This window comes from Sphingomonas sp. ACRSK (assembly GCF_022346685.1).
Taxonomy (GTDB): domain Bacteria; phylum Pseudomonadota; class Alphaproteobacteria; order Sphingomonadales; family Sphingomonadaceae; genus Sphingomonas; species Sphingomonas molluscorum.
The window spans coordinates 1-24,604 of record NZ_JAKRNR010000038.1; the positions used below are offsets into that span (position 1 = coordinate 1).

The 24,604-nt window shown below is 68.2% G+C and carries 22 protein-coding genes and 1 other annotated feature; of the genes, 17 read left to right on the top strand and 5 right to left on the bottom strand.

Annotation, left to right across the window (positions count from 1 at the left end; all coding sequences use genetic code 11):
• Window positions 1–255, top strand: a 255-nt coding sequence (locus MHZ35_RS15615; protein ID WP_239436486.1) for an SPOR domain-containing protein, incomplete at its 5' end; no start/stop codon positions are given.
• A gap of 302 nt (window positions 256–557) precedes the next feature.
• On the opposite strand, the gene serB is transcribed toward MHZ35_RS15615, so the two are convergent.
• Complete coding sequence (gene serB, locus MHZ35_RS15620) at window positions 558–1,439, bottom strand: phosphoserine phosphatase SerB (protein ID WP_239436487.1); 882 nt, start codon at window positions 1,437–1,439, stop codon at window positions 558–560.
• Here serB and miaA point away from each other — a divergent pair.
• From miaA to leuA, 6 genes are all read left to right on the top strand, one after another.
• Entirely contained in the window at window positions 1,438–2,367 is a 930-nt protein-coding gene (miaA, locus tag MHZ35_RS15625; RefSeq protein ID WP_446741061.1) for a tRNA (adenosine(37)-N6)-dimethylallyltransferase MiaA, read from the top strand. The genes serB and miaA overlap by 2 nt on opposite strands.
• 82 nt (window positions 2,368–2,449) lie before the next feature.
• Entirely contained in the window at window positions 2,450–4,195 is a 1,746-nt protein-coding gene (locus MHZ35_RS15630; protein ID WP_239436489.1) for an acetolactate synthase 3 large subunit, read from the top strand.
• A gap of 54 nt (window positions 4,196–4,249) precedes the next feature.
• Window positions 4,250–4,765 (top strand): acetolactate synthase small subunit, encoded by a 516-nt coding sequence (ilvN, locus tag MHZ35_RS15635; protein ID WP_125962287.1) that lies wholly within the window; start codon window positions 4,250–4,252, stop codon window positions 4,763–4,765.
• 84 nt (window positions 4,766–4,849) lie between these two features.
• Window positions 4,850–5,869, top strand: coding sequence for a ketol-acid reductoisomerase (gene ilvC, locus MHZ35_RS15640; protein WP_239436490.1), 1,020 nt, complete (start codon window positions 4,850–4,852; stop codon window positions 5,867–5,869).
• A gap of 280 nt (window positions 5,870–6,149) precedes the next feature.
• Complete coding sequence (locus tag MHZ35_RS15645) at window positions 6,150–6,761, top strand: YceI family protein (protein WP_342453536.1); 612 nt, start codon at window positions 6,150–6,152, stop codon at window positions 6,759–6,761.
• A gap of 264 nt (window positions 6,762–7,025) precedes the next feature.
• Window positions 7,026–8,696, top strand: coding sequence for a 2-isopropylmalate synthase (gene leuA / locus MHZ35_RS15650; RefSeq protein ID WP_239436491.1), 1,671 nt, complete (start codon window positions 7,026–7,028; stop codon window positions 8,694–8,696).
• Window positions 8,697–8,932: 236 nt separating this feature from the next.
• On the opposite strand, the gene folE is transcribed toward leuA, so the two are convergent.
• The gene (gene folE / locus MHZ35_RS15655; protein WP_132884136.1) at window positions 8,933–9,556 is read right to left on the bottom strand and encodes a GTP cyclohydrolase I FolE; all 624 of its coding nucleotides are present in this window, start codon (window positions 9,554–9,556) and stop codon (window positions 8,933–8,935) included.
• A 392-nt stretch (window positions 9,557–9,948) separates the two neighbouring features.
• Here folE and MHZ35_RS15660 point away from each other — a divergent pair, with 392 nt between their 5' ends.
• From MHZ35_RS15660 to MHZ35_RS15670, 3 genes are all read left to right on the top strand, one after another.
• The gene (locus MHZ35_RS15660) at window positions 9,949–10,230 is read left to right on the top strand and encodes an SWIB/MDM2 domain-containing protein (protein ID WP_125962299.1); all 282 of its coding nucleotides are present in this window, start codon (window positions 9,949–9,951) and stop codon (window positions 10,228–10,230) included.
• Between the two features lie 152 nt (window positions 10,231–10,382).
• Window positions 10,383–10,438: a sequence feature (sul1 is cis-regulatory element that is thought to sense ions involved in sulfur or methionine metabolism; They are found in Alphaproteobacteria), on the top strand.
• 66 nt (window positions 10,439–10,504) lie between these two features.
• Entirely contained in the window at window positions 10,505–11,998 is a 1,494-nt protein-coding gene (locus tag MHZ35_RS15665) for a SulP family inorganic anion transporter (RefSeq protein ID WP_239436492.1), read from the top strand.
• 137 nt (window positions 11,999–12,135) lie between these two features.
• Entirely contained in the window at window positions 12,136–12,828 is a 693-nt protein-coding gene (locus MHZ35_RS15670; RefSeq protein ID WP_239436493.1) for a hypothetical protein, read from the top strand.
• A 74-nt stretch (window positions 12,829–12,902) separates the two neighbouring features.
• On the opposite strand, the gene MHZ35_RS15675 is transcribed toward MHZ35_RS15670, so the two are convergent.
• Window positions 12,903–13,436, bottom strand: a complete 534-nt coding sequence (locus MHZ35_RS15675) for an Rrf2 family transcriptional regulator (RefSeq protein ID WP_239436494.1) — start codon at window positions 13,434–13,436, stop codon at window positions 12,903–12,905.
• An 86-nt stretch (window positions 13,437–13,522) separates the two neighbouring features.
• Between MHZ35_RS15675 and MHZ35_RS15680 the strand changes: the two genes are divergently transcribed.
• Entirely contained in the window at window positions 13,523–14,302 is a 780-nt protein-coding gene (locus MHZ35_RS15680) for a class I SAM-dependent methyltransferase (protein ID WP_239436495.1), read from the top strand.
• A gap of 9 nt (window positions 14,303–14,311) precedes the next feature.
• Here MHZ35_RS15680 and MHZ35_RS15685 read toward each other — a convergent pair whose 3' ends face one another.
• The gene (locus MHZ35_RS15685) at window positions 14,312–14,758 is read right to left on the bottom strand and encodes a MerR family transcriptional regulator (RefSeq protein WP_239436496.1); all 447 of its coding nucleotides are present in this window, start codon (window positions 14,756–14,758) and stop codon (window positions 14,312–14,314) included.
• On the bottom strand, window positions 14,755–16,446 hold the full coding sequence (locus MHZ35_RS15690; protein ID WP_239436497.1) for a long-chain-fatty-acid--CoA ligase: 1,692 nt from the start codon (window positions 16,444–16,446) through the stop codon (window positions 14,755–14,757). Before MHZ35_RS15690 ends, MHZ35_RS15685 begins: the two co-directional genes overlap by 4 nt.
• A gap of 228 nt (window positions 16,447–16,674) precedes the next feature.
• Here MHZ35_RS15690 and MHZ35_RS15695 point away from each other — a divergent pair, with 228 nt between their 5' ends.
• The 6 genes from MHZ35_RS15695 to MHZ35_RS15720 are packed head-to-tail and all read left to right on the top strand — an operon-like array spanning window position 16,675 to window position 24,567.
• Window positions 16,675–17,814, top strand: a complete 1,140-nt coding sequence (locus MHZ35_RS15695; protein ID WP_239436504.1) for a thiolase family protein — start codon at window positions 16,675–16,677, stop codon at window positions 17,812–17,814.
• Window positions 17,811–20,132 carry a 3-hydroxyacyl-CoA dehydrogenase/enoyl-CoA hydratase family protein gene (locus tag MHZ35_RS15700; protein ID WP_239436498.1) on the top strand — a complete coding sequence of 774 codons (2,322 nt, stop codon included), beginning with the start codon at window positions 17,811–17,813 and terminating at the stop codon, window positions 20,130–20,132. Before MHZ35_RS15695 ends, MHZ35_RS15700 begins: the two co-directional genes overlap by 4 nt.
• A gap of 44 nt (window positions 20,133–20,176) precedes the next feature.
• Window positions 20,177–21,967: an acyl-CoA dehydrogenase C-terminal domain-containing protein gene (locus MHZ35_RS15705; protein ID WP_239436499.1), complete on the top strand. Its 1,791-nt coding sequence runs from the start codon at window positions 20,177–20,179 to the stop codon at window positions 21,965–21,967.
• A 16-nt stretch (window positions 21,968–21,983) separates the two neighbouring features.
• Window positions 21,984–22,889 carry an NAD(P)H-dependent flavin oxidoreductase gene (locus MHZ35_RS15710; RefSeq protein WP_239436500.1) on the top strand — a complete coding sequence of 302 codons (906 nt, stop codon included), beginning with the start codon at window positions 21,984–21,986 and terminating at the stop codon, window positions 22,887–22,889.
• Window positions 22,886–23,635 (top strand): electron transfer flavoprotein subunit beta/FixA family protein, encoded by a 750-nt coding sequence (locus MHZ35_RS15715; RefSeq protein WP_239436501.1) that lies wholly within the window; start codon window positions 22,886–22,888, stop codon window positions 23,633–23,635. The genes MHZ35_RS15710 and MHZ35_RS15715 overlap by 4 nt, the downstream gene beginning before the upstream one ends.
• Complete coding sequence (locus MHZ35_RS15720) at window positions 23,632–24,567, top strand: electron transfer flavoprotein subunit alpha/FixB family protein (RefSeq protein ID WP_239436502.1); 936 nt, start codon at window positions 23,632–23,634, stop codon at window positions 24,565–24,567. Before MHZ35_RS15715 ends, MHZ35_RS15720 begins: the two co-directional genes overlap by 4 nt.
• The last annotated feature ends 37 nt before the right edge of the window (window positions 24,568–24,604 follow it).

The following is a 24,604-nucleotide window of genomic DNA, read 5'->3' on the forward strand; positions in this document are numbered from 1 at the left end:
CACCTGCGACCACAAGGCCTGGGCGCCGCCGCTCCCGTGGCCGGCGGTGGTTGGCGCGTCCAGCTCGGCGCCTTCCGGGAGAGCGGCGGCGCCCAGGCCTTGTGGTCGCAGGTGCGCGCCAAGTTCCCGGGCCGCACCCCCGAATATGTCCAGGCCGGCGCTGTCACCAAGCTGCTGGTCGGCCCCTACGCCTCCAGCGCAGAGGCCACGCGCGCCTGCTCCGCGGTCAAGTCCTGCCTCCCGGTGAAGCGCTGACGAGGGCTGGGCTCCGCTGACGCTAGCGCAAGGCGAGCCGCGGCCGCAGCCTCCTGCAACCCTGGACTCCCGCCTGCGCGGGAGTACGCCTCTTCACTTGCAGGCGCACCCTCCCCGCACCCGTGCTCCTGCGAAGGCAGGAGCCCAGGGCCACGAACACGACGCGCGCTTAGCTGCAGCGACAGATCGCCTCGCCCCCCATACTGTACCCCGGCGAAGGCCGGGGCCCAGTTGGGAAAGCTCCGACGGTTGCGCGCCGCCACCACCGCAACCGGACCGGCCTCCGCCGGGGTACGGCTGGCCTACTCCAGCACCCAGCGATCCCGCGCATAGCCCTGCGCATAGAGCAGCGCCGACAGATCCCCATGGTCGATCCGCGCGCCCGCCGCCGCGGCCACGATCGGTTTCGCATGGAACGCGACCCCCAGCCCGGCGCGCCGGATCATCGCCAGGTCGTTCGCCCCGTCGCCCACCGCCAGCGTAGCCGCCGGATCGAGCCCAAGCGTCGCGACCGCCTCGACCAGCGTCGCTTCCTTGGTCGCGGAGTCCACGATCGGCTTCGCCACCGTCCCGTCGAGCACGCCGTTGGCGATCATCAGCCGGTTGGCGATCGCGCGCGCGAAGCCGATCCGCTGCGCCACCGGCTCGGCAAAGCGGGTGAAGCCACCCGAAATCAGGATCGTCTCGGCCCCATTGGCACGCATGGTCTTCACCAGCGCCTCGGCACCCGGCGTGATCCGAACGCGCTCGGCGAGGCAGCGCTCGATCGCGTCCTCGCCCAGCCCCTTCAACAGCCCCACCCGGGCGTCCAGCGCAGCGGCGAAGTCGAGCTCGCCCCGCATCGCCCGCTCGGTCACCTCGGCGATCTGCGGCTTGATGCCGGCGTAGTCCGCCAACTCATCGATGCACTCGACCGTGATCATGGTCGAATCCATGTCGGCGATCAGCAGCCGCTTGGCCCGCCCCGCCGCCGGCTGCACCACCACGTCGGTGCCCGCAAACGCGCCTTCCAGCACGCCACGCGCAAGATCCGGCCCGTGCGCGAACGGCACGTCCCCCGCGCGTCCTTCCTCGATCCAGCGAAAGGCACCGGGCGCACAGCCCGCCGCCGCGAGCCGGTCCGCGGCTGCCGAAATATCGCCTGCGCCGATGCGTTCGGCTGCTATCAGCGTCGCGATGAACATGGTGCATACCCCTTTGCCGAAGGTCGCGCTCATTGCAGGGCCGACCGCCAGCGGCAAGTCCGCGCTCGCGATCGCCGTCGCCGAACGCCACCGCGGCACCGTCATCAATGCCGACTCCGCCCAGGTCTACCGCGACCTGCGCGTGCTGAGCGCCCGCCCGAGCGCCGAAGAAGAGGCGCGGGTTCCCCACCGCCTGTTCGGCCATGTCGATGGCGGGGAGGACTATTCCGCCGCCCGCTGGGCCGCAGAGGCGCGCACGGCGATCGACGCGACGCTGGCGGAGGGACGGCTGCCGGTGCTGGTCGGCGGCACCGGCCTTTATCTCCGCACGCTGCTGGACGGCATCGCCCCGGTCCCGGAGATCGACCCGGCCATCCGCACAGAGGTTCGCGCGCTCCCCGTGGCAGAGGCGCACGCCGCGCTCGCGCGCCTCGACCCGCAGGCGGCCGAGCGGCTGCGCGCGAGCGATACGACGCGGGTGGCCCGCGCGCTGGAGGTGGTGCGCTCGACCGGCCGGCCGCTCGCCGAGTGGCAGGCCGCGCGCGAAGGCGGCATCGCCGACCGCATCGATTTGGTGCCGCTCATCCTGCTTCCCGACCGGCCGTGGCTGGTGGAGCGCTGCGACCGCCGGCTCGAAGCGATGTTCGCAGGCGGCGCGATCGGGGAAGTCGCGGCGTTGCTCGCCCGCGAGGACCTCAGCCCCGACGCCCCGGTGCGCCGTGCGATCGGGGTGCCGCAGATCGCCGCCTATCTCCACGGCGAAATCACGCGGGAACAGGCACTTGCCGAGAGCCGCCTCGCCACGCGCCAATATGCCAAGCGCCAATACACCTGGTTTCGCAACCAGCCGCCCGCCGACTGGCGTCGCGCCGACGCGATTGAATCATGCGACTTGGAAGCTTTTTTTGAACAAAAGTTGTCCAACTAGCCTTGCATCCTTGCTTTCCTGTCGGTAGGCGGCCTGCGTCCGAGAGGCTGCTGCTGCAGCTGCGAAGTAAGGAGGACGTGACGTGGTCGAGAAAAGCGGAGCCGAAATCCTGGTCGAGGCGCTGGTCGATCTCGGCGTGGAGCTCGTGTTCGGCTATCCTGGCGGCGCGGTGCTTCCGATCTATGACGCGCTCTTCAAACAGTCGAAGATCCGCCACATCCTGGTCCGCCACGAACAGGCGGCGACCCATGCGGCGGAGGGCTATGCCCGCTCGACCGGCAAGCCCGGCGTCGTGCTCGTCACCTCGGGCCCCGGCGCGACCAATGCCGTCACCGGCATCACCGACGCCCTGCTCGATTCCATCCCGATGGTGGTCATCACCGGCCAGGTCCCGACCGCGCTGATCGGCACCGACGCGTTCCAGGAAGCGGACACGGTCGGCATCACCAGCCACTGCACCAAGCACAATTATCTCGTGAAGAACCCGGAGCGCCTGGGCTCGGTGGTGCACGAGGCGTTCCACATCGCCACTTCCGGCCGCCCCGGCCCGGTCGTGATCGACATTCCCAAGGACGTGCAGGTCGCGACCGCGCGCTACAGCGCGCCGGGTCCGATCCAGCACAAGACCTATCGCCCGCAGGTCGAGCCCGACGCGGCCGCGATCGAGGCGGCGGTCGAGATGCTGGCCGCGGCCGAGCGCCCGATCTTCTACACCGGCGGCGGCATCATCAACTCGGGTCCCGAGGCATCGCGGCTGCTGCGGGAGCTGGTGGCGATCACCGGTGCGCCGGTCACCTCCACGCTGATGGGCCTGGGCGCGCTCCCCGCGTCGTCGGACAAGTGGCTCGGCATGCTCGGCATGCACGGCACTTATGAGGCGAACCTGGCGATGAACCAGGCCGACCTGATCGTCTGCCTGGGCGCGCGCTTCGACGATCGCGTCACGGGCCGGCTCGACGCGTTCAGCCCCCACAGCCGCAAGATTCACGTCGACATCGATCGCTCCTCGGTGAACAAGAACGTGCGCGTCGACCTGCCGATCGTCGCCGATTGCGGCCGCGCGCTCGCGGCCATGATCGAGCTCTGGAAGGCGCGTGCCTATCCCACGCCGGACCTGAGCGAATGGTTCGCCCGCATCGCCGGCTGGCGCGCCAAGCACTGCCTCGACTTCGAGGATCGCGCGGACGAGATCATGCCGCAGCGGGCGATCCGCGCGCTGTACGAAGCGACCAAGCATCGCGCGCCGATCATCTCGACCGAGGTCGGCCAGCACCAGATGTGGGCCGCGCAGCATTTCGGGTTCGAGGCGCCGAACAAGTGGCTGACCTCGGGCGGTCTCGGCACCATGGGCTACGGCCTGCCCGCGGCGATCGGCGCGCAGCTGGGCGATCCGGACGCGCTGGTGATCGACATCGCCGGCGAAGCCTCGATCCAGATGAACATCCAGGAGCTGGCGACCGCGACCCAATACCGCCTGCCGGTCAAGATCTTCATCCTCAACAACGAATATATGGGGATGGTCCGCCAGTGGCAGGAGCTGACCTATTCGGGGCGTTATTCCGAGAGTTACAGCGAGAGCCTGCCGGACTTTGTAAAGCTGGCCGAGGCCTATGGCTGGAAGGGCATCCGCATCGAACACCCGGACGACCTCGATGCCGGGATCGACGCGATGCTCGCCCATGACGGGCCGGTGGTGGTCGACTGCCGGGTGTCGAAGCTGGCCAACTGCTTCCCGATGATCCCCTCGGGCGCAGCGCACACGGAGATGATCCTGTGGGCGAGCGAGGTATCGGGCGAGATGGACGACGAGGCCAAGGCGCTGGTCTGACGCCGGCGCCGCCTCCCCCTCTTTCCCACAGATTTCAACCGGATCGGCTGAACCATGCACATCAAGGAAGAAGTGCGCGAGCGGCACACGCTCGCCATCATCGTCGACAACGAACCCGGCATCCTGGCGCGCATCGCCGGGCTGTTCACGGCGCGCGGCTACAACATCGAGAGCCTGACCGTCACCGACATCTCGGAAGACGACCTCATCAGCCGCATCACCATCGTCACCTCGGCCTCCGCGCCGGTGATGGAGCAGATCATCGCCCAGCTCGAGCGGCTGGTGCCGGTGCACAAGGTCGTCGACCTGACCGCGCTCGGGCCGCACGTCGAGCGCGAGCTCGCGCTGGTGAAAGTGGTCGGCTCGGGCGAGCACCGCATCGAGGCGCTTCGCCTCGCCGAAGTCTATCGCGCGCGGGTGCTCGATGCGACCATCTCCAGCTTCGTGTTCGAGGTGACCGGCGGCACCGGCAAGGTCGACACCTTCATCGAGCTGATGCGCGAAGTCGGCCTGGTCGAGGTCGCCCGCACCGGCATCGTCGCCATCGCCCGCGGCCGCGAAGCCGCCTGATCCCATCCCCGCTCCTGCGACCGCAGGAACGCAGAACCAAACCGCCCCGCAAGGGCGCACAAGACCGAACCGAAAGGGAAGAACATGCGCGTTTACTATGATCGCGATGCCGATCTGAACCTGTTGTCGAACAAGAAGATCGCGATCCTGGGCTATGGCTCGCAGGGCCATGCCCATGCGCAGAACCTGCGCGACAGCGGCGTGCAGAACATCGCCATCGCGCTCCGCCCCGGCTCGCCCAGTGCCAAGAAGGCGGAGGACGCGGGCTTCAAGGTGCTCCCCAACCAGGAAGCCGCCGCCTGGGCCGATATCCTGATGATCCTCGCGCCCGACGAGCACCAAGCCGCGATCTACGACGCCGACATCAAGGGCAATCTGCGCCCCGGCGCCGCGCTCGCCTTCGCCCACGGGCTCAACGTCCACTTCGGTCTGATCGAGCCGCCGGCCGACGTCGACGTCATCATGATCGCGCCCAAGGGCCCGGGCCACACCGTGCGCTCCGAATACGTCCGCGGCGGCGGCGTTCCCTGCCTGATCGCCGTCCATCAGGACGCCTCGGGCAACGCGCACGACATTGCGCTCGCCTATGCCTCGGGCGTCGGCGGCGGCCGCTCGGGCATCATCGAGACCAACTTCCGCGAGGAGTGCGAGACCGACCTGTTCGGCGAGCAGGCGGTCCTGTGCGGCGGCACCACCGCGCTGGTCCAGGCCGGCTTCGAGACGCTGGTCGAGGCGGGCTACGCCCCCGAAATGGCCTATTTCGAGTGCCTGCATGAGCTCAAGCTGATCGTCGACCTGATGTACGAGGGCGGCATTGCCAACATGCGCTACTCGATCTCGAACACCGCCGAGTACGGCGACATTAAGACCGGCCCGCGCATCATCACCGAAGAGACGAAGAAGGAAATGAAGCGCGTGCTCGCCGACATCCAGTCGGGCCGCTTCGTGAAGGACTTCGTGCTCGACAACCGCGCCGGCCAGCCGGAGCTCAAGGCCAGCCGCAGCGCCGCCAAGCGCCACCAGATCGAGCAGGTCGGCAGCGAACTGCGCGCGATGATGCCGTGGATCGGCGCCAACAAGCTGGTGGACAAGGACAAGAACTGAGGGGGCTGCGCCTCCCCCCCCCTCTAATCCCGTTTGTCTCGAGTAGGGATCGAGCTTGTCGAGAGCCCGTATCGAGAGAGCCGCAAGCGCCGCCCTCTCGATACGCCGTCTCGACAAGCTCGACGGCTACTCGAGGCAAACGGAACAGGGGAGATCGGCGGGCAGCGGGAGCGAGAAACCGAACGCCCGCGAAACGACCCGTTTCGCATTGGCCGGTTTGACAGCGAGGGGGCGGCGGCAGACAAATCCGCCGTCCTTTTTCGTTGGTGGAGACCTTCCGATGCGCATGCCCCTGATCCTCGCCGGCGCCGCCCTTGTCGTCGCCACCCCGCTGCTCGCCCAGCAGATGGCGATCCCCGGCACCACCGACGTGAGCCGGGTCACCGGCGGCACCTACAAGACCGATCCCGGTCACACGCTGATCGGCTGGCGCGTGAACCACCTGGGCTTCAACGACTATTTCGGCATCTTCGGCGACGCGGACGGCACGCTGGTGCTCGACCCCAAGCAGCCGGCGGCCGCCAAGCTCGACATCACCATCCCGGTGAACAAGCTCACCACCGCCAGCGCCGGGCTTACCAAGCACATGATGAGCAAGGACTTCTTCAACGCGGACGTGACGCCGACCGCGCGCTTCACCTCGACGGCAGTGAAGGTGAACGGCACGCGCGCGGCGATCACCGGCAATTTGACGCTGAACGGCGTCACCAAGCCGGTGGTGCTCAACGCCCGCTTCACCGGCGCCGGCGCGAACCCGATGTCGAAGAAGGAGACCATCGGCTTCGAGGCGGACGCCGTCCTCAAGCGCTCCGACTTCAACATGACCTACGGCATCCCGGCCGTGTCGGACGAGGTCGAGCTCGACATCACCGTCGCCTTCGAAAAGGCCTGAGCATCCCTGGAGGGGGCGCAGCATCGCGTCCCCTTCCACCCTCTCCCGGATCGTTTCGCGCTCGCGTCAAAGCGGCTGGACAAGCCCTCCCCCACGGGCCATGACGGCAGCCGTGATCGCAGCACTGCGCCTTCTTCGACTTATCCGCCCTTAGGGGCGTGTCGCGCGTGCGTGCGTGGCCCCTAAGGGCTGCTTTCTTCCGACCGAACCGCTGAACGACGCCCCGCGGCTGCTTGCGCGCGGGCGACCTGCAAAGAGGCTGCGATGCTGCGCGATCCTTCGACCAAATACCGCCCCTTCCCCCAGGTGGACCTGCCCGACCGGCAGTGGCCGTCGCAGACGATCACCCGCGCGCCCCGCTGGCTGTCGACCGACATGCGCGACGGCAACCAGGCGCTGATCGATCCGATGGATGCGGAAAAGAAGACCCGCTTCTTCGACCTGCTCGTGAAGGTCGGCATCAAGGAGATCGAGGTCGGCTTCCCCTCCGCCGGCGCCACCGAATTCGACTTCATCTCCGGCCTGGTCCGCAACGGCCGCGTGCCCGACGACGTCACCGTCCAGGTGCTGACCCAGTCGCGCCGCGACCTGATCGAAAAGAGCTTTGAGGCACTGGAGGGCGCGCCCACCGCGATCGTCCACCTCTACAACGCCGTCTCCCCCGCCTGGCGCCGCATCGTGTTCGGCATGAGCCGCGACGAAGTGCGCGAGATCGCGATCACCGGCGCCAAGATCCTGCGCGACGAGGCGGGCAAGCGCCCCGACACCGACTGGCGCTTCGAATATTCGCCGGAAACCTTTTCCACCGCCGAACTCGACTTCTCGGTCGAGGTCTGCGCGGCCGTCATGGACGTGCTGCGCCCCACCCCGGAAAAGCCGCTGATCCTGAACCTGCCGGCGACGGTCGAGGCGGCCAGCCCCAACGTCTATGCCGACCAGATCGAATGGTTCTGCCGCAACGTGCCGAACCGCGACAGCGTCATCATCAGCCTCCACCCGCATAACGACCGCGGCACCGGCGTCGCCGCCGCCGAGCTCGGCCTGATGGCCGGTGCGGACCGCGTCGAGGGATGCCTGTTCGGCAACGGCGAGCGCACCGGCAATTGCGATCTCGTGACACTGGCCTTGAACATGTACACGCAAGGCGTTGATCCTGGTCTCGATTTCTCCAACATCGACGAGGTCATCAACACCGTCGAATATTGCAACCAGCTGCCCGTCCACCCGCGCCACCCCTATGCCGGCGAACTGGTGTTCACCGCCTTTTCCGGCAGCCACCAGGACGCGATCAAGAAGGGCTTCGCGGCCCAGGCGCAGCGCAACGACGGCCTGTGGGACGTGCCCTATCTGCCGATCGACCCGGCCGACCTGGGCCGCGATTACGAGGCGGTGATCCGCGTCAATTCCCAGTCGGGCAAGGGCGGCGTGGCCTGGGTGCTCGAGCAGGACAAGGGGCTGAAACTCCCCAAGCGGATGCAGGCCGACTTCAGCCGCCACGTCCAGCGGGTGGCCGACGAGACCAGCCGCGAACTGAACGCCGCCGACATCTGGGGCGCGTTCGAGACCGCCTATCTGCCGAACGCGGGCGACCGATTCGAGTTGGTCGACTATTCGGAAAGCCATGGCGCCGCCGGCCAGGCGCGGACCTTTGTGGGCCAGCTGCGGCTCGACGGGGAGACGCGGTCGATCTCGGGCAAGGGCAACGGCCTGCTCTCCAGCCTGCTCTCGGCACTGCGCGACGACTGCGGCATCGACCTCGACGTCGTCGACTATAGCGAGCACGCGATCGGCAACGGCTCCGACGCACAGGCTGCCGCCTATCTGGAATGCACGCTGCCCGACGGCACCCGCGTGTTCGGCGCCGGTATCGACGCCGACGTGGCGACGGCGACGGTGCGGGCGGCGCTCAGCGCAGCGAACCGCGTGGCGGCCTAACCTCACCCGCAAGCTGTACCCCGGCGGAGGCCGGGGCCCAGTTGGGAAGGCTTCCCGAGGGAGCGCCAGACCAGCCAGACCGCCGCAGCTGGACCCCGGCCTTCGCCGGGGTACGATACTGGCTCAGCTTCGGCCCACTCGTGCTCCTGCGCAGGCAGGAGCCCAGGGCCACAGGCGCCCCGCTCCGCAACCCTGGACTCCCGCCTACGCGGGAGTAGGGTTTGGATCTGAATCCTCTACCCCAGCCCCATCAGCGCCAGCACTTCCTTGCGGCTGCGGTCGTCGTCGCGGAACACGCCCATCATCCGGCTGGTCGTCATCGTCACGCCGGGCGTGCGCACGCCGCGCGCCGTCATGCAGGCATGGCTCGCCTCGATCACCACCGCGACACCGCGCGGCGCCAGCCGGTCCCAGATGCAGTCGGCGACCTGCGCGGTCAGCCGCTCCTGCACCTGCAGCCGGCGGGCGAAGCCGTGCAGCACGCGCGCGAGCTTCGAAATGCCCACGACATGGTCCTTGGGCAGATAGGCGATGTGCGCCTTGCCGATGATCGGCGCCATGTGGTGCTCGCAATGCGACTGGAACGGGATGTCGCGCAGCAGCACGATCTCGTCATAGCCGCCCACCTCCTCAAAGGTGCGCGACAGGTGATGGGCCGGGTCCTCGCCGTAGCCCTGGCAATATTCCTTCCAGGCGCGCGCCACCCGCTTGGGCGTATCGAGCAGCCCCTCGCGCTCGGGATCGTCGCCGGCCCAGCGGATCAGCGTGCGGATCGCGTCGGCCACCTCGTCCGGCACGGGCAGCTTGGGCTGCGGTGCGACCAAATCGCCGTCGACGGTCGCAGGATTGTCGGCTTGCATTCTACTTCCCTTGGCCGGTCATGCCCTCGGCCGGCGCAAAGCACCCCGCCGGAGCCACAAAACGTCGCGCCCGGCGCACACCGCGTTGACGTCTCGAAGAAGGCAGCGTTAATTCCTCGTCGCGCAAAAGGGAACCGCGGCCATGGCGGGCCGCGTGGCGCAGGGGGAGGACGGACGCATCGGCACCATGGAGCACGGCAGGCCGGCGAGCGAACCGGGGGGTCTCGCGAGCGATGCGCACGCGCACGTCGCCCGCCACGCGCCGATCCTGCACGATGTCCCGGTGGTGCCGCACCATCTTCACAAGCGACAAGCCTCCCCAAACCGCGCATAAGCAAGGCAACCAGGCGGCGACCCAAGGGTTCGGACCGCAGGATATAAGGAGAACCAGAATGGCCAAGACTTCGACCACGACCGCAAAGACCGGCGCCGCTCGCGGCGGTATCGCGAAGCCCGTCACGCCGTCGGAAGACCTGGCGAAGATCACCGGCAAGGACCCGCTGCCCCGCAGCGAGGTGGTCAGCAAAATGTGGGAATACATCAAGAAGAACGACCTGCAGAACCCGCAGGACAAGCGCGAGATCCTGGCGGACGAGACGCTCGAGAAGCTCTTCGGCAAGAAGAAGGCTTCCATGTTCGAGATGAACAAGCTGCTCAACGCGCACATGAGCTGAGCCTGTCGGAGCCGTCCGGCCATCCGGGCGGCTCCGCAGCCATTCCGTCGGCACCAGCTGCCGGCACCCGTTTCCTCCAACCGCCGCCCTTGCGCCCCTTCGGCACGGGCTTGCATCCGCGGGATCGCGCCACTAGGTGGCAGCGCAACTCGCAAGGACCCGGTGCAATCCCGGGTGGCTATTCCGGCCGCCGATCCGCCGGACAACAGATCACATGGACCGCGAAGACGCCGCGCACCGTGCGGCGCCATGTGCCTGCCCGTGGTTTTCTGACATGACCAACCCCGTTTCCCGCTTCCGGACCGAATGGTTCACCAGCGCTGCAGAGGCGCGCCGCGACGTGCTCGCCGGCATCGTCGTCGCCCTGGCCCTCATCCCGGAGGCGATCGGCTTCTCGATCATCTCCGGCGTCGATCCGCGCGTCGGCCTCTATGCCTCGGTCGCGATCGCGATTGTGATCTCGTTCCTGGGCGGCCGCCCGGGCATGATCTCGGCCGCGACTGCCGCGGTCGCCGTCGTCGTGACCCCGCTCGTGCGCGACCATGGTGTCGAATATCTGTTCGCCGCCACCATCCTGATGGGGCTGATCCAGATGGTCGCGGGGCTGCTGCGGCTCGACCTGCTCATGCAGTTCGTCTCGCGCTCGGTCATCACCGGCTTCGTCAATGCGCTCGCGATCCTGATCTTCATGGCCCAGCTGCCGCAGTTCGTGGGCGTCACCTGGCACACCTATGCGATGGTCGCAGGCGGCCTCGCCATCATCTACCTGGTCCCGCGCGTGACCAAGGCGGTGCCCTCCCCGCTCGTCGCCATCCTGGTGCTCGCCGCGATCAGCATCGCGCTCGGCCTGCCGGTCCGCACCGTCGGCGACATGGGCAAGCTGCCGGAAGGCCTCCCGAGCTTCGCGCTTCCCAACGTGCCGCTCACCTGGGAGACGCTGCGCATCATCCTCCCCTATTCGCTCACCATGGCCGCGGTCGGCCTGCTCGAATCGCTGCTCACCGCGCAGATCGTCGACGACATGACCGACACGGACAGTGACAAGCGGCGCGAGTGCATGGGCCAGGGCGGCGCCAACATCGCCGCCGCACTGGTCGGCGGCATGGGCGGCTGCGCGATGATCGGCCAGTCGGTGATCAACGTCACCTCGGGCGGCCGCAAGCGGCTGTCGACCTTCACCGCTGGTGCTTTCCTGCTGTTCCTGCTTGCAGTGCTCGGCCCCATCGTCGGCCGCATTCCGATGCCGGCGCTGGTCGCGGTGATGGTGATGGTGTCGATCGGCACCTTCAGCTGGAACTCGCTCCTGAACCTGCGCCGCCATCCCCCGACCTCCTCGGCGGTGATGCTGGTGACGGTCGCGGTGGTCGTCGCCACCCATAACCTTGCCGGCGGCGTGCTGGCGGGCGTGCTGCTGTCGGGCATCTTCTTTGCCGGGAAGGTCCGGCGCATGTTCTCGGTCGAGCGCGAGGCCGGCACCGACGGCACCGCGACCTACCGCGTCCAAGGCGAGATCTTCTTCGCCTCGGTCGATCGCTTCACCCGCGCCTTCCAGGCGGAGGACAGCGCCACTCGCGTGGTGATCGACGTCTCCGCGGCGCACTTCTGGGATATCTCCGGCGTCGGCGCGCTCGACAAGATCGTCGCCCGCCTGCGCCGCGACGGCCGCGAGGTCGAGGTGATCGGCTACAACCGCGCGAGCGCCGACCTGGTCGACCGCTTTGCCCTCCACGACAAGACCGGCGTCGAACTCGGCGCGGTGCCGCACTGAGGTTCGCGAGGCAGCTCCGAAACCGCGGTCGCAGTGTCGGCTGAGCGGCGGCAACCGCACGAAATCCGCTCGCCAACGCGCTGCAATCGGGCGATGCTGCCGCGTGGACGCGCCCATGCATCGCCGGAGGGCTGAACGTGCTGAACCGTACCATCTTGCTCGTTGCCGCTGCCGCAGCCCTCGCTGCGGCGGAGGCACGCGCCGACGAGTTGCAGAACCGTGTCGTGGCGGCGATGCGCGCCAGCCGCCCGGATGCATTCCGCTTCCAGCGGACGAGCATCACCGACCGCACCGGTTCGGCCCGCACGACGGTGGTGGAGCAGTATGATCCTGGCCGCCCGGCCGCGCTTCGCTGGCAGCTCGTCAGCGTGGACGGTCGCGCGCCGACCGCCAAGGAAGCCGAGAAGTCGCGCAAGGCGAAGCGCGGTCCCGACCCCTCCTATGCCGAGCTTGCGAAATGGTTCGGCGCGCCGGCGACCCGAAGCGAGCCGACGCCGGGCTATGTCACCTACCGCTTTGCCCGGCTTCCGGCCGGATCCGTGAAGATCGGGTCCCACGACGCTTCCGCCGACACTCAGGCGGAAGCATGGGTGAACGTCCGGGCCAAGACGCCGTTCGTCGAGCGCGTCCGGTTCACCTCCACCAAGGGTTTCCGCATGATGATGGTCGCATCCGTGAAGAGCATGGATGTGGTCAGTCGCTTTGCGCTGCTGCCGGGTGGCCAGGTCGTGCCGTCCGCTTCCGAAACCACCCTGACCGGATCGCTGCTCGGCAAGTCAGGGCGGATCCACGCCACCGCGAGTTACGCCGCGTTTCAGCCGGTCCGATAGAGTTCACCCGGCCATAGCGGCTCCCCTCCACCGCCTCCGGCCGCACTTCCGGCAGGCGCGCCACTGTCTCGCGCTTAATCTGCTCCAGTGCGCCCAGCATCTTCTTGAGCACCTGCGTCTGCCTGCGCGGCCGTCGGATGCGGTAGTGGACGCCCAGGGCCAACTTCCCCTTCTTGTAGGGAGTGGGCGCCGCAGCGGACGTCGAAGCTGCGGGCCAGTTCGGCCAGGCTGACGCTGCCCAGTCGCGCCACCAGCAACGCCTCCGCCTCGGCCAGTGCGTCCTCCAGCGCCGCGTTGACGACCTTTTCCACCGCGCAATCGGGGTTCGCATGCTCGTTGCCGATGGCGAAGAGCCGTGGGCCTCCCACCGCGCGATGAACGTCGAGCAGCGACACCTTCTCCAGGTCGGCCGCGATCGCCCAACCGCCGCCATGCCCCTTGCCGGAACGGACGTAGCCCGCGTCGCGCAGCCCGGCCATCGTTCGGCGGATCACCACCGGATTGGTTCCCAGCATCCGCGCGATGGTGTCCGACGTCATCGGCCCCGGGTGCCGGGCCATGTGCAGCAGCACGTGGAGCATGCGGGAAAGGCGGCTGTCGCTGGGCATCGGGTCGACCATCGCATGCCCACCGGGATTGGCAAGCGGACGCACTCACGATACTTGGGATGTTACATGATTCGCGAGGAGGTGAGATGCGCAACTTCGAAGACCCGACGCACTGGGATGCGGCCGCCCGCCACTATGAAAAGACCGCCCATCCGTTCACGCAGGGCTATGCGGAGGCGGCGCTGGCCCGCGTTCCCCTCGCCCGGGAAAGCCGCGTGCTCGATGTCGCCGCTGGGACCGGCGCGCTCGCGCTGGCAGCGGCCCGCACCGGCGCGCAGGTACTGGCGACCGACTTCTCGCCCGCGATGGTCGCGCGCATCGCGGCCGCCGACCTCCCCAACGTCGAGACGCGCGTGATGGATGGTCAGGCGCTCGACCTGCCGGATGCCGCCTTCGACGCCGTGTTCTCGATCTTCGGCGTCATCATGTTTCCGGACTGGCGCCGGGGCCTTGCGGAGATGGCGCGGGTGACGCGACCCGGCGGCGTCGGCGCGGTCGCGACCTGGCAGGCGCGTGGCGCCGCGACCTTCCTGCTGCTCGGCCAGATCCGCGAGAAGCTGTTTCCGGAGAAAGCCGGCGCGACCATGCCGGAGGGGATGGAGGCGCTCAGCACCCCGAAGGGCCTTGCCCATGAACTCGCGACCTCCGGCTACCGGGACGCGCAGATCGAGGAAGTCACTCGCGACTTTCCGCTGGACCTCGCCGCGCTCGCCGATCCGGACACGCTGTTCGGCATGTCGCCCGACTGGGCCAGCCTCGACGAGGCAGAACGGGCGGAGGTGATCGCCGAGGTCCGGCGACGGGCGAGCGGACGGCCGGTCCTGCCGATCCCGTCCACGGCGCTCGTGGCGGTCGCGCGACGGTAAGCGCGCGCCCTACTCGATCGCAGGCCGCACGCCCGGCGGCAGGCGCTCCAGCGCCTCGCGCTCGATCTGCTCCAGTTCACCCAGCGTCTCCTCCAGCGCCTGCTTCTGCCGGCGCAGCCGCTGGATGCGGTCGTGGACGCGCAGGGCCAGCTGGCGCATCTGCTCATGGTGCTGCGGGTCCGCGTCGTAGAGGTCCAGGAACTCCTTGATCTCGCGGATCGAGAAGCCCAGCCGCTTGCCGCGCAGGATCAGCTGCATCCGCGCCACTTCCCGCCGGGTATAGATGCGCGTGGTGCCGACGCGGCGCGGCTCGATGAGGCCCTGGTCCTCGTAGAAGCGCAGCGTCCGCATCGTGACGCCAAGCTCCGCCGACACCTCCTGGATGCCCGACAGCTGCTCGCCGTCCTCCGGGTCGGCAGGGTGCTCCGCCTGGCGCAGGGATGCCGCGCGCCTCATGCGGTCGCGCCCGCCTGCTCGGCCTTGGCGCGTTCCTCGGCGACCAGTTCCTTCTTGGAGAGCTTGCCGATCAGCGTCTTGGGAAGGGCGTCGCGGATCTCGACCTCGCGCGGCATCTCGATCTTGCTGATCCGCCCGCGCAGGAACCCGCAGAGCTCCTCCACGCTCGCTTCATGGCCCGGCCGCAAGGTCACGAACGCCTTGGGTGCCTGGCCGCGATACCGGTCCGGCAATCCGATCACCACCGCTTCGGCCACTGCCGGATGTTCATACAGGGCCTCCTCGATGACGCGCGGATAGACGTTGTAGCCGCCGCACAGCAGCATGTCCTTTATCCGGTCGACCAGGAAGAGATAGCCGTCCTCGTCGAAATAGCCGACGTCGCCCGTGCGCAGCGCGCCGTCGATGAAGCATTCCTCGGTCGCGTCCGGCCGCTTCCAATAGCCCATCATCACCTGGGGCCCGCGCACGCAGACCTCGCCGCGCTCGCCCTGCGGCATCAGCTTGCCGGGATCGATCAGGTCGCGGATCTCCAGCACGGTGCCCGGGAACGCCGGCCCCGTGCTGTTGCTCTTCACCACGCCGCCGTTGAGCGGGTTGCACGCGATGATCGGCGAGGCCTCGGACAGGCCATAGCCCTCCACCACGCGGCAGCCGGTGCGCTCCTCGAACGCCTGGCGGACCTCCAGCGGCAAGGGCGCGCCGCCCGAGATGCAGGTATGGCAGAAATCGAGCCGCGGCACCCGGCTCTCGTCCAGCTGGTTCACCGCATTGTAGATGGTCGGCACCGCAAAGATCTGGGTCGGGCGCGTGCGCTTCAACGTGGTCAGGAACTGGTCCATCTCGAAGCGCGGCAACAGGATCATCTCGGCCGCGGTCTCGACCGAATAGTTGAGCACCGTCGTCAGCGCGAACACATGGAACAGCGGCAGCACGCCCAGCGTGCGCTCCTGCTGGTCCGGCGGGCGGCCGACGTGGAGCACCATCTGCTGGCTGTTGGCCGTCAGGTTTGCGTGGCTGAGCATCGCGCCCTTGGGCTCGCCGGTGGTGCCGCCAGTATATTGGAGCACCGCCAGATCGCTCGGGGATTGCGCGACCGGATCGGGCGCGGCGCGGTTCGAGACCAGCCGGCTCCAGCGGACGTGCCGGGGATCGCTGCCGATGCGCGCGAGTTCGCGGCGCTTGAACAGGCGCAGGCCGATCGACTTGGCCCAGGGCAGCACGTCGGCGAGCGAGGCGGCCACCACATGGCGCACCTCGGTCCCCGCGCAGGCGGCGAGCAGCTTGTCGTGGATCGCGACTAGGTCCGGCACGATCACCACCTCGGCGCCGGAGTCGACCAGCAGGTGGTGCAGTTCCCGCTCCACGTAGAGCGGGTTCATCGCCACCACGACTCCGCCGATCTTCAGCACCGCGAAATAGGCGATCACATAATAGGGCGTGTTCGGCAGGCAGAGGCCGACGCGCGTGCCGGGACGGACGCCCAGGTCCTGCAGACCGCGGGCAGCGCGCTCCACCTGCTCGCCGATCTCGGCATAGGTCCAGGTGCGGCCCAGGAAATCCATGGCGGTGCGCTGCGGATATTGCGACGTCGCTCGCGCCAGCAGGGTCGGAATCAGCCGGGGCTCGATCTTCGCCGGCACCGCGCCGGCGGGGGCGCGCTCGGTCACGGGCATCGCCGCGCTCATCGGGCGTGCTCCAGCATCCTATGGGGCTGCGTCAAACTGCACATGCGGCCTTTGCCTCCTCTCCGGCGCCGCCTGCTCTCGTTCCGTCGGACTCGCTTTCACGCGGGCTCTCGACATGTCGGCGCCTGTTCCTACCTTAAACAGAAATCGGTTGACGTATAGGGAAATCTCGCACCATTAGGAACGAAAGGTGCCGTTAGGATGCCCAAAGCCTCGGAGAGGATTGAGATGAAGAGCGTCGTGATCGCGGGCTATGCCCGTTCCCCCTTTCATCCCGCGCACAAGGGTGCGCTTGCCCGGGTTCGCCCGGATGACCTGGCCGCCCAGGTGATTCGCGGCCTGATCGACCGCACGGGCGTCGATCCCAAGGATATCGAGGATCTGATCGTCGGCTGCGCCTTCCCGGAAGGGGAGCAGGGCATGAACGTCGCGCGTCTCGTCGGCCTGCTCGGCGACCTGCCGCTGTCGGTCGGCGGCATGACCGTGAACCGCTTCTGCGGATCCTCGATGAGCTCGATCCACATTGCCATGGGCCAGATCCAGATCGGCGCGGGCGAGGTGTTCATCTGCGCGGGCGTCGAATCGATGAGCCGCGTGCCGATGATGGGCTACAACCCCCTCCCCAACCCTGCGCTCGCGGAGAAGATGCCGGGCGCCTACATGGGCATGGGCGAGACCGCCGAGCGCGTCGCCACCAAGTATCAGATCACCCGCGAGACCCAGGAAGCCTTTGCGGTCGACAGCCAGAAGAAGGCTGCCGCCGCGCAGGCCGGCGGTCGCCTCAATGACGAGATCGTGCCGATCCAGACCAAGAACGGCCTGGTCAGCGAAGACGGCACCGTCCGTCCGGACACGACCGCAGAGGGCCTGGCCGGCCTGAAGCCCGCGTTCGACAAGGAAGGTTCGGTCACCGCCGGCACCTCCTCGCCGCTCACCGACGGCGCGGCCGCCGTGCTCGTCACCAGCGAGGACTATGCCCGCGCCCACGGCCTGCCGATCCTCGCCCGGCTGAAGACGGTCGGCATCTCCGGCCTGGAGCCCGAGGTCATGGGCCTCGGCCCCATCGGTGCCTCGCGCAAGGCGCTGGAGCGCGGCAACGTCGACGCCAACGCGCTCGACGTCATCGAGATCAACGAGGCCTTTGCCAGCCAGGCGCTCGCCTGCATCCACGACCTCGGCCTGGATACCGCCAAGGTGAACATCGACGGCGGCGCGATTGCGATCGGCCACCCGCTCGGCGCCACCGGCGCACGCATCGTCGGCAAGGCGGCCTCGCTGCTGAAGCGCGAGGGCGGCAAGTACGCGCTCGCCACCCAGTGCATCGGCGGCGGCCAGGGCATCGCCACCCTGCTGGAGGCAGCCGAATGAGCGAGCCCATTCGTAAGGTCTGCGTGATCGGCGCCGGCACCATGGGTGCCGGCATCGCCGCCCAGGTCGCCAACGCCGGCGTGCCGGTGCTGCTGCTCGACATCGTCCGCGACGAGGCGAACCGCAATGCGGTGGCCGAGGGCGCGGTGGCCAAGCTGCTCAAGACCGACCCCGCCCCCTTCATGTCGAAGCGTGCGGCCAAGCTGGTCGAGACCGGCAATATCGACGACCATCTCGACCGCATCGCCGAGTGCGACTGGGTGATCGAGGCGATCGTCGAGCGGCTCGACCTCAAGCAGAGCCTCTATGCGAAGATCGAGGCGGTGAAGCGCCCCGGCACCGCGGTGTCCTCCAACACCTCCACCATCCCGCTCGGCCAGCTGGTCGACGGGCGCTCGGACCAGTTCCGCCGCGACTTCCTGGTCACCCATTTCTTCAATCCGCCGCGCTACATGCGGCTGATCGAGGTGGTCGCCGGCCCCGACAGCGACCCCGAACTGGTGGCGCGCGTGTCGGACTTCGCCGACCGCAGCCTCGGCAAGACGGTGGTTCCCGCGCACGACACGCCGGGCTTCATCGCCAACCGCGTCGGCACCTATTGGCTGGCGGTCGCGATCAACGCGGCGATGGACCAGGGGCTCACCGTCGAGGAAGCCGACCAGATCGGCGGCAAGCCGATGGGCGTGCCCAAGACCGGCATCTTCGGCCTTATCGACCTTGTCGGCGTCGACCTTATGCCGCTCCTGTCCAAGAGCCTGACGGCCACGCTGCCGCAGGGCGACCCCTATTTCGACACCGTGCGCCCGCTGCCGCTGGTCGATCGCATGATCGCGGAAGGCTATACCGGTCGCAAGGGCAAGGGCGGCTTCTACCGCCTCGACCGTTCGAACGGCGGCAAGGTCAAGCAGTCGATCGACCTCAAGACCGGCGAGTATCACGACAGCCGCAAGCCCGCGTCGCTGCCCTCGGGCGCCGACCGGGACCTGGGCAAGCTGCTGGGCGCCAAGGGCAAGGTCGGTGACTATGCCTGGACGGTGCTCAGCCATGTGCTGAGCTACGCGGCCATGCTGGTGCCGGAAGCGGCCGACGACATCGTCGCGATCGATGACGCGATGAAGCTCGGCTACAACTGGAAGTTCGGCCCGTTCGAGCTGGTCGACCGCATCGGCGCGGCCAAGCTGGTCGAGCGCCTGAAGGCCGATAACCGTCCGGTCCCGGCACTGCTGGAGCAGGTCGGAAGCGGCAACTTCTATCGGGTCGAAGGCGGCAAGCGCCAGTACTTCGGCCTCGACGGCGCGTACCACGACATCGTCCGCCCCGAAGGCGTGCTGATGCTCGAGGACGTCAAGCGCGCCGGCGAACCGATCGCCAAGACCGGCTCGGCAGCACTTTGGGACGTGGGTGACGGCGTCGCCTGCATCGAGTTCACCGGCAAGATGAACGCCCTCGATGGCGAGGTCATGAAGCTGATCCAGCAGGCGATCCCGATCGTCAAGGATCGCTTCAAGGCGCTGGTGATCTACAATGACGGCAGCCATTTCTCGGCCGGTGCCAACCTGGGCCTCGCGCTCTTCGCGCTGAACATCGCCGCCTATGGCGAGGTGCAGACGCTGGTCGTGGCCGGGCAGCAGGCGCTCAAGGCGCTGAAATACGCCCCCTTCCCCGTCGTCGCCGCGCCTGCGGGCATGGCGCTGGGCGGCGGCTGCGAGATCGTGCTCCACGCCGATGCGGTCCAGGCCCATGCCGAGACCTATATCGGTCTGGTCGAAACCGGCGTCGGCCTGATCCCGGGCTGGGGCGGCAATGGCGAGATGATCGATCGCTGGCAGCAGTCGGGCCAGCTTCCCAAGGGTCTGATGCCCGCGGTGGCCAAGGTGTTCGAGACGGTCAGCACTGCCACCGTCTCCAGGTCGGCGGCAGAGGCGAAGGAACTGATGTTCCTGCGCGCCAAGGACGGCATCACCATGAACCGCAGCCGGCTGCTCGCCGACGCCAAGGCAAAGGCGCTGTCGCTGGTCGACGGCTACACCCCGCCGGCCCCGCCCGAGTTCAAGCTGCCCGGCGCCAGCGGCCGCCTGGCGCTGCGCATGGCGGCCGAAGGCTTCCACAAGCGCGGCATCGCCACCGACTACGACCTGGTGGTGTCGGACAGCCTCGCGGAAGTGCTCACCGGCGGCGAGGCCGACCTGGTCGACACGGTCAAGGAAGCGGACCTCCTCAAGCTGGAGGTCAAGGGCTTCATGACCCGCGTCCACGATAGCCGCACGGTCGCCCGCGTCGAGCAGATGCTCGAAACCGGCAAGCCGCTGCGCAACTGATTTTGCCGCCGGGCGCCTGGCGCCCGGCCGGAAAGGAGATCGACATGCAAGTCTACGAAGCCCCGCTGCGCGACATGCGCTTCGTGCTGCACGAGCTGCACGGCGACGACGGGTTCGGCGATCTCGCCGCCCACGCCGAATTTACGCCCGACCTGCTCGACGCGGTGCTCGAGGAAGCCGCCCGCATGGCGCAGGAAATCCTGCTGCCGCTGAACGCCCCCGGCGACATCGAGGGCTGCCGCATCGAAAACGGCATCGTCCGCACCCCCGCCGGGTTCAAGGCTGCCTATGACCAGTTCCGCGAAGCCGGCTGGGCGGCGCTTGCCTCCGACCCGCAGTGGGGTGGCCAGGGCCTGCCGGAATCGATCAACAAGCTGGTCGAGGAAATGATCTGCGCGACCAACGTGTCGTTCAGCCTTTATCCCGGCCTCACCCACGGCGCGACCACCGCGATCGAGGGCCATGCCTCCGACGACCTGAAGCAGGCCTATCTGCCCAAGATGGTCTCGGGCGAATGGTCGGGCACCATGTGCCTGACGGAATCGCATTGCGGCACCGACTTGGGCCTCTTGCGCACCCGCGCGGTGCCGCAGGAGGATGGCAGCTACCGCGTCACCGGCTCCAAGATCTTCATCTCGGCCGGCGACCATGACCTGACCGAGAACGTCATCCACCTGGTGCTCGCCCGCATGCCGGACGCACCTCCGGGGGTGAAGGGCATCAGCCTGTTCCTGGTGCCCAAGTTCCTGCCCAACGCCGACGGCTCGCTCGGCAATGTCAATGGCGTCACCGTCGCCGGCATCGAGCACAAGATGGGCATGAAGGCATCGGCCACCTGCCAGATGAACTTCGACGACTCCGTGGGTTGGCTCGTGGGTGAGCCGCACAAGGGCATGGCGGCGATGTTCACGATGATGAACACCGAGCGCGTGTCGGTCGGCGTCCAGGGCCTGGGCATCGGCGAGGCCGCCTATCAGAGCGCCGTCGCCTATGCGAAGGAGCGCCTGCAGGGTCGTGCGCTCGGCGGTGCCAAGCGCCCCGACCTCCCGGCCGACCCGATCATCGTCCACCCCGACGTCCGCCGCATGCTGATGACGGCGCGCGTCTATACGGAAGGGTGCCGTGCGCTCGGCGCCTGGGTCAGCCGTGCGCTCGATGCGGAAAAGGCCTCGACCGATCCGGAAGTGCGCGCTCGCGCCACCGATTTCATCGCGCTGATGACACCGGTCGTGAAGGCGCTGTTCACCGACCTCGGCTATGAGTCGGCGAACCTCGCGGTGCAGACCTATGGTGGCCACGGCTACATCCGCGAACATGGCGTCGAGCAGTACGTCCGCGATGCCCGCATCGCGATGATCTACGAGGGCACCAACGGCATCCAGGCACTCGACCTCGTCGGCCGGAAGATGCCGGCCCGCATGGGTCGCAACCTGCGCGCCTTCTTCCACCCGGTGTCGAACTTCCTCGACGCACATGAAGGCGAAGAGGCGATCAAGCCGATGGCGCAGGGGCTGCGCCAGGCGTTCGGCGCGCTCCAGCTCGCGACCGGCATGATCGCCCAGCGCGGCATGAAGGACCCGGAGGAGGCAGGAGCCGCCGCCACCGACTATCTGCGCCTGCTGGGGCTGGTCGGCATGGGCTATTGCTTCCTGAAGAGCGCCCGCATCGCCCAGCAGCGGCTTGCCGACGGCACCGACGAAGCCGGCTTCTACAAGGCGAAGCTGGCGACCGCCGGCTTCTTCTTCGATCGCATCCTGCCGCAGGCGACTGCCGCCTTCCTGGCGATCAAGTCCGGCAAGCGCTCGACGATGGCGCTCGCCGAGGACGCCTTCTGAAGCCGGGGCTGACGCGATGATGCCCCCCGCCTGGGAACACCGGCTCGCGATACCCGCGATCGTCGCGCCGATGTTCCTGATCTCCGGCCCGGCACTGGTCACCGCCTGCTGCCGGGCGGGGCTGGTCGGCACCTTCCCCGCGCTCAACCAGCGCACCACGGAAGGCTTCGTCGACTGGCTTCAGGAGATCGAGGCCGCCCTCGACGCCGGCAGCGCGCCCTATGGCGTCAACCTGATCGTCCATCGCAGCAATACGCGGCTGATGGACGATCTGGCGGCGATCGTCCGCCATCGCGTGCCGCTGGTGATCACGTCGCTGGGCCTGGTGCCCGAAGTGATCGACGCGGTGCACGGCTATGGCGGGCTCGTCTTCCACGACGTCATTTCGAGCCGGCACGCGCAAAAGGCGGTGGCGGCGGGCGTGGACGGGCTGATCGCGGTGGCGGCGGGCGCCGGCGGCCATGCCGGCACGCTCAGCCCCTTCGCGCTGGTGGCAGAGATCCGCCGCTTCTTCGACGGACCGCTGGCGCTCGCCGGTGCCATGTCGGAGGGGCGCCACATCGCCGCGGCCCGGATGCTGGGTGCCGACTTCGGCTATCTCGGTAGTCACTTCATCGCCTCGGAAGAAAGCCTCGCCAGTGCGGAGCAAAAGGCGATGATGGTCGGTTCTTGTGCCGCGGACGTCGTCCATACCGCCGCCGTCACCGGCGTGGGTGCGAACTTCCTGCGCCCCAGCCTGGAGGCCAATGGCTGGCAGCCGGGCGAGACGCCGACCCTCGACCTCGCCGAAGAGGCGCGGGCGTGGAAAACCATCTGGTCTGCCGGACAGGGCGTGGGCGCGGTCGACGCCATCCGCCCGGCGGCCGCCATCTGCACGGATCTGATCGCGGGTTATGCCCGTGCTTGGGAGAGAGAAGCATGAAGCTGTTGGTGCCGGTCAAGCGGGTGCTTGACTACAACGTAAAGCCGCGGGTGAAGGCGGACGGGTCGGGCGTGGATCTCGCCAACGTCAAGATGAGCATGAACCCGTTCGACGAGATCGCCGTCGAAGAGGCGATCCGCCTAAAGGAAAAGGGCGTCGCCACCGAGGTCGTCGTCGTCTCGATTGGCGAGCCCAAGGCACAGGACACGCTGCGCACCGCGCTCGCGATGGGTGCCGACCGCGCCATCCTCATCACCGCGGACGTGCGTCCCGAGCCGCTCGGCGTCGCCAAGCTCCTCGCCAAGGTGGTCGAAGAAGAGCAGCCGCAGCTGGTGATTCTCGGCAAGCAGGCGATCGACGACGACAACAACCAGACCGGCCAGATGCTCGCCGCCCTGCTCGGCTGGGGCCAGGGCACGTTCGCGTCCAAGGTCGAGGTCGAGGGCGACACCGCCAACGTGACCCGCGAAGTCGACGGCGGCCTGGAGACGGTGGCACTGCCGCTGCCCGCGATCGTCACCACCGACCTGCGCCTCAACGAGCCGCGCTACGCCTCGCTGCCCAACATCATGAAGGCAAAATCGAAGCCCTTGGCGCAGAAGACGCCCGCCGATTACGGCGTCGACCTCACCCCCCGGATCACGATCCTCAAGGTCGAGGAACCCGCCAAGCGCGCCGCCGGCATCAAGGTCGACGACGTCGACGCGCTGGTCGACAAGATCAAGAGCCTGGGAGTGATCGCATGAGCGTGCTGGTACTGGTCGAACAGCTCGACGGCCGCGTGAAGGACGCGACGCTCGCCACCCTCACCGCCGCCGCCAAGCTCGGTGACGTGGTCGCGCTGGTCGCCGGCAGCGGCGACGCCGCCGCGCAGGCCGCCGACGCCGTGTCGAAGGTCGCGGGCGTGTCGAAGGTGCTGCTGGCGAACGATCCGGCATACGCCAACATGCTGGCCGAGAATGTCGCCGCGCTGGTGGTGCCGCTGATGGCCGACCAAGACGCCTTCCTCGCCAACGCGACCTCGATCGGCAAGAACGTCGCGCCGCGCGTCGCCGCCCTGCTCGACGTCATGCAGGTGAGCGACATTGTCGCGGTCGAGAGCGCCGACACGTTCGTTCGCCCGATCTATGCCGGCAATGCGGTCGCGACCGTGCAGTCGAGCGACGCCAAGAAGGTCATCACCGTGCGCGCGACCGGCTTTGAAAAGGCCGCGGCGCAAGGCGGCAGCGCCTCGGTCGAGCCCGTCACCGCGCCCGGTGACCAGGGCAAGTCGCGCTTCGTCGGTGCCGAGACCCAGGAGTCCGCCCGTCCCGAGCTCACCAGCGCCGCAGTGATCGTCTCCGGCGGCCGTGCGCTGGGTTCGGAAGAGCAGTTCCACGCCCTCATCGAGCCGCTCGCGGACAAGCTCGGCGCCGCGGTCGGCGCCAGCCGCGCGGCGGTCGACGCAGGCTTCGCGCCCAACGACTATCAGGTCGGCCAGACCGGCAAGATCGTCGCCCCGGACGTCTACGTCGCGGTCGGCATCTCCGGCGCCATCCAGCACCTCGCCGGCATGAAGGATTCGAAGACCATCATCGCCATCAACAAGGACGAGGACGCCCCCATCTTCCAGGTCGCCGACGTCGGCCTGGTCGGCGACCTCTTCCAGATCGTGCCCGAACTCACCGAGAAGCTGTAAGCCGAAGGGGCGGGAGCAATCCCGCCCCTTCGTTTAC

What these genes read in the sequence shown, in the direction of transcription:
- leuA (WP_239436491.1), top strand. Translation starts at nt 7,026, where the DNA reads ATGCTGCGCGATCCTTCGACCAAATACCGCCCCTTCCCCCAGGTGGAC.
- MHZ35_RS15665 (WP_239436492.1), top strand. Translation starts at nt 10,505, where the DNA reads ATGACCAACCCCGTTTCCCGCTTCCGGACCGAATGGTTCACCAGCGCT.
- MHZ35_RS15715 (WP_239436501.1), top strand. Translation starts at nt 22,886, where the DNA reads ATGAAGCTGTTGGTGCCGGTCAAGCGGGTGCTTGACTACAACGTAAAG.
- MHZ35_RS15690 (WP_239436497.1), bottom strand. Translation starts at nt 16,446, where the DNA reads ATGAGCGCGGCGATGCCCGTGACCGAGCGCGCCCCCGCCGGCGCGGTG.
- serB (WP_239436487.1), bottom strand. Translation starts at nt 1,439, where the DNA reads ATGTTCATCGCGACGCTGATAGCAGCCGAACGCATCGGCGCAGGCGAT.
- miaA (WP_446741061.1), top strand. Translation starts at nt 1,438, where the DNA reads ATGGTGCATACCCCTTTGCCGAAGGTCGCGCTCATTGCAGGGCCGACC.
- MHZ35_RS15720 (WP_239436502.1), top strand. Translation starts at nt 23,632, where the DNA reads ATGAGCGTGCTGGTACTGGTCGAACAGCTCGACGGCCGCGTGAAGGAC.
- MHZ35_RS15645 (WP_342453536.1), top strand. Translation starts at nt 6,150, where the DNA reads ATGCGCATGCCCCTGATCCTCGCCGGCGCCGCCCTTGTCGTCGCCACC.
- MHZ35_RS15685 (WP_239436496.1), bottom strand. Translation starts at nt 14,758, where the DNA reads ATGAGGCGCGCGGCATCCCTGCGCCAGGCGGAGCACCCTGCCGACCCG.
- MHZ35_RS15680 (WP_239436495.1), top strand. Translation starts at nt 13,523, where the DNA reads ATGCGCAACTTCGAAGACCCGACGCACTGGGATGCGGCCGCCCGCCAC.
- MHZ35_RS15675 (WP_239436494.1), bottom strand. Translation starts at nt 13,436, where the DNA reads ATGCCCAGCGACAGCCGCCTTTCCCGCATGCTCCACGTGCTGCTGCAC.
- MHZ35_RS15710 (WP_239436500.1), top strand. Translation starts at nt 21,984, where the DNA reads ATGATGCCCCCCGCCTGGGAACACCGGCTCGCGATACCCGCGATCGTC.
- MHZ35_RS15695 (WP_239436504.1), top strand. Translation starts at nt 16,675, where the DNA reads ATGAAGAGCGTCGTGATCGCGGGCTATGCCCGTTCCCCCTTTCATCCC.
- ilvN (WP_125962287.1), top strand. Translation starts at nt 4,250, where the DNA reads ATGCACATCAAGGAAGAAGTGCGCGAGCGGCACACGCTCGCCATCATC.
- ilvC (WP_239436490.1), top strand. Translation starts at nt 4,850, where the DNA reads ATGCGCGTTTACTATGATCGCGATGCCGATCTGAACCTGTTGTCGAAC.
- folE (WP_132884136.1), bottom strand. Translation starts at nt 9,556, where the DNA reads ATGCAAGCCGACAATCCTGCGACCGTCGACGGCGATTTGGTCGCACCG.
- MHZ35_RS15660 (WP_125962299.1), top strand. Translation starts at nt 9,949, where the DNA reads ATGGCCAAGACTTCGACCACGACCGCAAAGACCGGCGCCGCTCGCGGC.
- MHZ35_RS15700 (WP_239436498.1), top strand. Translation starts at nt 17,811, where the DNA reads ATGAGCGAGCCCATTCGTAAGGTCTGCGTGATCGGCGCCGGCACCATG.
- MHZ35_RS15705 (WP_239436499.1), top strand. Translation starts at nt 20,177, where the DNA reads ATGCAAGTCTACGAAGCCCCGCTGCGCGACATGCGCTTCGTGCTGCAC.